This window comes from Mesorhizobium sp. M5C.F.Ca.IN.020.29.1.1 (assembly GCF_003997375.1).
Classification (GTDB): domain Bacteria; phylum Pseudomonadota; class Alphaproteobacteria; order Rhizobiales; family Rhizobiaceae; genus Mesorhizobium; species Mesorhizobium wenxiniae.
Window position 1 is genome coordinate 1 of record NZ_RZSW01000441.1, and the last position, 5,297, is coordinate 5,297.

Annotated in this window: 4 protein-coding genes; all 4 read right to left on the minus strand. The window is 63.9% G+C overall.

All coding sequences use genetic code 11. The annotated features are described in order from the left end of the window. Positions 1–1,208: Hsp70 family protein (locus EOA85_RS26510; RefSeq protein ID WP_164759891.1), on the minus strand; the 1,208-nt coding region annotated here is incomplete at its 3' end. 105 nt (positions 1,209–1,313) lie between these two features. Beyond that, positions 1,314–2,105, minus strand: coding sequence for a TIGR02186 family protein (locus EOA85_RS26515; RefSeq protein WP_127211741.1), 792 nt, complete (start codon positions 2,103–2,105; stop codon positions 1,314–1,316). After that, positions 2,105–3,028, minus strand: a complete 924-nt coding sequence (locus EOA85_RS26520; protein ID WP_127211742.1) for a sulfite exporter TauE/SafE family protein — start codon at positions 3,026–3,028, stop codon at positions 2,105–2,107. Before EOA85_RS26520 ends, EOA85_RS26515 begins: the two co-directional genes overlap by 1 nt. A 192-nt stretch (positions 3,029–3,220) precedes the next feature. Next, on the minus strand, positions 3,221–5,297 hold a 2,077-nt coding region (locus EOA85_RS26525; protein ID WP_164759892.1), incomplete at its 5' end, for an SEL1-like repeat protein.

Below are 5,297 nucleotides of genomic sequence, written 5' to 3' on the forward strand. Positions count from 1 at the left end.
CCGAACATGTCACCTTGGATGACGGACGCCTGCGGCAACAAGGCTAATATCTGCTGCCTTGCCAGCGGGATGGCGGTCGATCCGCCGGTCAAGAACACCGCGGTGATGTCGGATGGTTTCACCTGCGAGTCCCGGATGGTCTCACCAACCGTCGCGGCCACTCGTTCGATCTCCCTAACGATCGTGGCTTCGAGCCCGGCGCGCGAAATTTCTGCCGCGAACTTCGCACCGGGCAGCGCGACAACGACATCACCAGAAAGTTGCTCCGTCAGCGCGATCTTGGCATTTTCAACCAAAGCAGCCAGCGCGTGCCCGTAACGATGCTCGACAATATGGATGAAACGGTCGACCAGGTCGGCGCGTTCCGCCTCGTAGCGGATCTGGCGCAGATGCGTCATCGCCCTCGGGGTGTAGACCAGATTGATGCGCTGCCATGTCGCCAGGTCGATGAAGTAGCTGGCCGGCAAGTTGCGCTTGCCGTCCTTGGTCGGCGAGAGGTAGCCGAGCTGCGGCATTACATGGGTGATGCTCAACAGCCGGTCGAAGTCGGTGCCGCCGATGTGGATGCCTCGGCTCGCCAGAATGTCGTCTTTGCGATCGAGGGAGCGGGCGCGCTGCGGCGACACCCGCACGATCGAGAAGTCCGATGTGCCGCCACCCATGTCGACGATCAGCGCCAGTTCTTCCCGCGTGACCTTCTGCTCGTAGTCGAGCGCCGCCGCGATCGGCTCGAACTGAAAGGCGATATGCTTGAAGCCCTGGGCGCGTGCCGCGTTCTCGAGTTCACCTTCAGCCTTGGCATCGGCCTCGGCATCATCGTCGACGAACTGCACGGGACGACCGAGCACCACGCTCTCGACCGTATGGCCGGCATTGTCCTCCAGCTTTTTCCTGAGATGGCCGACGAACAGACCGATGATCTCGGTAAAGGCGATCGATCGGGCCTTGATCCGCGTCTTTTCATGGACAAGTGAACTGCCGAGCACGCTCTTCAGCGAGCGCATCAGGCGACCTTCGATGCTGTCGGTATAGTTGGCGATGGCGCGGCGCCCGAAATAGTTGCGGTTGTCCTCGAAGTTGAAGAATACGGCGCTCGGCAGCGTCACTTCGCCGTCTTCCAGCGCCACCAGCCGCGGCTGCCCGTTCCTGACCACGCCCACGGTGGAATTCGAAGTGCCGAAGTCGATACCGCCGAATGCTGGTCGCATCGTAAGTCCTGTATTCTGATGTGGGAGCGACAGCTCGTCTCCAGTCGGGCCGGGGTCGCGGTCTAACCCATGAACCCCAAAAGGGGAACCACCTTTCGGAGAGGCCTAGTCCTTTCGGAAGACCAGTCTTCCGAGCCAGCCTGTCAGCATGGCTAGCGACACGGCGAAAACGCCGTAGAGGAAGGAATAATCGTGGGCGACGCGGAAGATCGACTGTTCGAAACCGGACTTACGGATTTCGAGCTGGGCGGAGCTTTCCTTGATGAACAGGCCGCTCTTGAACAGAAACGCACGGGCCTTGTGGGTGCCGACTGGAACGTTGGGGGCGAGCCTGACGGTGGCGCGAAACAGGTTCTGCGACAGGAACTGCACGCCGCCAACGTTCTCGCTGTAGAGGCCGGTCGCCGTTTTGCGCTCGCGCAGCGCCGCGGTGAATTCCTGGATTGTCGCTGGACTGTCGCCATCGTCGGCCGGCTGCATGTAGATGTTGGCGGCGCCGAGTGACAGTTGCTTGTAGCTGTTGGGGTCGGTGACGTCCTGTAGCGGGCGCGTCGTCGCCACCGAATAGGACACCGGCACATTCTCGAAGGTCTCGGACTCCAGATTGATCCAGATGCCGAGCACCCGGTCCTTGCGGCGCACGACGACCGGCCGGGCCGGACCCTCAAGCACGACGATGATGTCGTAGCGCCCCCGGCGCGCGACAAGCGGGTCGGCATTTTCCAATGAGCCGAAGATGGTGAGATCGGCGCCGGAAAAGCCGGCGGTGATTGAGACATGGTCGGTGGACAGGCCGATCTGGATATTTTCGGTAGCTGGCGTCTGCGCTTTTCCCGGTGGCGCGACTGCCAACAGCGACAGCGAGGCAACGGCCAAGAACGCCCTTAAGCCCGCCATCAGGTCAGACCCACGCCCGAAAGAGAATAGAGGTTGGGCGGCGTCACGAACAGATCGATGGCGAGCCGGATTGCGACCGCCAGCACCAGCAATGCGAGCAGCGCCCTGAGCTGCTCGCCACGCAGCCTTTGGCCCGCCTTGGCGCCGTATTGCGCGCCCGCGACGCCGCCCGCCATCAACAGGAAGGCGAGCATGACGTCGACCGTCTGGTTAGTTGTGGCGTGGACCAGCGTGGTATACGCCGAGGTGAAGATGATCTGGAACAGCGAGGTGCCGATGACGACATTGGTCGGCACTTTCAAGAGATAGATCAGCGCCGGTACCATGATGAAACCGCCACCGACGCCCATGATCGACGACAGGAAGCCGATGCCGGCGCCGAGGCCGAGCACCGGGATGACGCTGACGAAAAGCTTCGAGGCCCTGAACCGCATTTTCAGCGGCAAGCGGTGGATCCAGTTGTGCTGGCCGGATTTCTTCAGCACCGGTGCCGCGCCGCTGCGGGTGGCGCGCAGCGCATTGACGCTCTCGACCAGCATCAGCCCGCCGACGGTGCCAAGCAGCACGACATAGAGCAGCGAGATGAACAGGTCGAGCTGGCCGAGCCGGCGCAAGAAACCAAAGACAAAGATGCCGCAGGTTGAGCCGACGATGCCGCCTGCCAAAAGCACACCGCCGAGCTTGAAGTCGAGCGTGCCGCGCTTCACATGCGACAATGCGCCGGAGAAGGAGGAGGCGATGACTTGGTTGGCGCCGGTGGCGACCGCGATCGCCGGCGGTATGTTGTAGAAGATCAGCAGTGGCGTGATGAGGAAGCCGCCGCCCACTCCGAACATGCCCGACAGGAAGCCTACTGCCGCGCCCATGGCCAGCAGCACGAAAATGTTGACGGAAATTTCCGCGATCGGGAGATAGATGCCCACCCGTCAGTCTCGATCAGTTTGCCTCTCGGCGAATGCAACCGTTGCGGGCATTTCGCGCCAAAAAGCCTATCTCGTTCTTGCGCCGGCCGGGCGGCGAAGTCAAACCTCGGCGCGCCGCCGAAACAAAAAACAACTCAATCAGTTAACAGGCAAATGTGTGGCAACGGCGTCGCGGAAACGACGCATCTGACGTTATTTGCGCGCAAGCAGCGCCTTGACCAGTTTTTCGTCGACCGCGCCCGTCGCCTGCAGGTCGTTGTCGGTCTGGAAAGCCATGATGGCATCCTTGGTTTTCTGGCCCATCACGCCGTCGGCATTGCCGGCCTCATAGCCGTTCTTGTTGAGAATGCGCTGCATATTCTGAACGACCGTCTTCATGTCGACGCTGGCGGTCGTCTGCGGCGTGCCGTCCTGCCATGATTCGGGAATGTCGGCCGAATTGGCCGCAGGATCGATCGGCTGTGCCTTCCACAGTTCGGCGGCGGCGCGTGCGCGTTCGAGCTGCTCGGGCCTGAGCGCCTTGGCGATCTCGTCGCGCTTTGCCGCCGCATCCTTGTCGCCGGTCTTGGCGACAAGTGCGAACCATTTGTAGGATTCTTCGAGATTCTGCTTCATGCCGACGCCCTTCGCCGCCAGGATGCCGAGATTGAACTGGCTGTCCTTGACGCCGAGCTCGGCGGCGGCCTGGAACCAGTGCGCGGCCGATTCATTGTCGGTCACGCCGTCCGCAGCCATGGCAAAGAGCACGGCGAGATTGTGCATGGCGCTGGCGTTGCCCTGCGCCGCGGCGAGCTGGTACCAGGTCTTCGCCTTCTTGACGTCGCGCGCGACCCCAGTGCCCTTCTCATAGAAGTTGCCGATCCGGTATTCCGCCGGTGCGAAGCCGAGTTCGGCTGATTTCTCGTACCATTTGGCGGCCGCTGCCATGTCTTGCTTGACGCCGCGCGATTCGGCATAGCGCGAGCCGATCTCGAACAACGCCTTGGCGTCGCCGCCGGCCGCAGCGTCACGCAAGGCAGTTGGGCCGGCATCGGCTGGGATGTCGATGTTGGCAGTGGCCGCCGCCGTCGAAGCATCCGCAGGTGTGACCGTGCCGGTCATCTCTTGGGTGGCCGTCGTGGCGGCCCTCGCTGTGGCCATTGGCTCGGTGTCGGCAGCCGTCGGGCCCGCAGGTGCAGAGGCTGTCACATTCGCCGCCGCCGGATCGGGCGGCGCCGTTGGAGTCATGGGCGCAGGCACGGGTTCAGCCTCGGGTGCGGTGCCGATCGGCGTTCCGGCGTCCGACAGCGCGGCGCGGGCGGCCTGTGCCGGCATGTCGTCCTCGGCTATCGATTCGGACGGCTCTGCCTGCCGGACGGCGCGGGCCGGCGCGCTGTCCTGTGCTGCAGCAGTTTGCGCGTCCTTCTTCGGCTCGCTGGCGGTGCCGGCCGACGTGGTTTCCGCCGGCTGCGCGGCCACGATCGGCGCTGCATCATTGCTGGCTATTTCAACGGGGTCCGAGAAAAAGGCCTTGCCCAATTGTAAGCCGGCGAGCGCCAGCATGACTGCGGCGGCCGCCATCAGGATCGGCTTGCGCCGCGCCTTGAGCAGGTCGCCGATCCTGAGCGCCTTAACCGGGCCGCTCATCGTCGATTGCCGCTTGAGAGCGTCGGCCTCGGCAGCGGCCGCTTGCGCCGCGCGTCTGGCTGCGGCGATGAAGTCGGATTTCGATGCATCGGGATTGCCGGCCCTGACCGGCGGTCCGCGTTCGTCGCGCACGCGTTTCATGATGGCGTTGAGGTCGGGGGGGCCGGAGCCGGGCTCCAGCGGCCGGTTGGCAACCTTCGGATCCAGCGGCTCGTCGAGATCGGCGCTCGGTATCTCGACATCAGGCGCCGAGCCGGCAAGCGGTGGAACGTCTGCCTCCTTCTTACCCTTGAAGGCGCGCGCCAGTCCGCCGAGAATCGACTTCCGGCCGCCGGGCTGCTCACTTTTCTCCGTCACCGTATCCGAACCAAGCGCCGCCATGGCCGCGGCCGCAGCGGCTTCGGCCGGCGTGCGCGGGTCTGGCTCATTGCGCATGATAGCATTGGCACGGCTGTCAAGGTCGGCCATGTCTCCAGTCAGCGGTAATGGCTGGTCGATATCCATGGACGGCGCGTCCTGGACCGTGATCTTGGAGGCTCGTGCCGCCAGAGAGAGCACCGGCGAAGAGGGGGGAGGGAAAGCGAGCGCGGCGGCGGGCGCCGAGCCGGGGGCCCGCGCGCCCAGTCGGTCGACGATCTTGAGC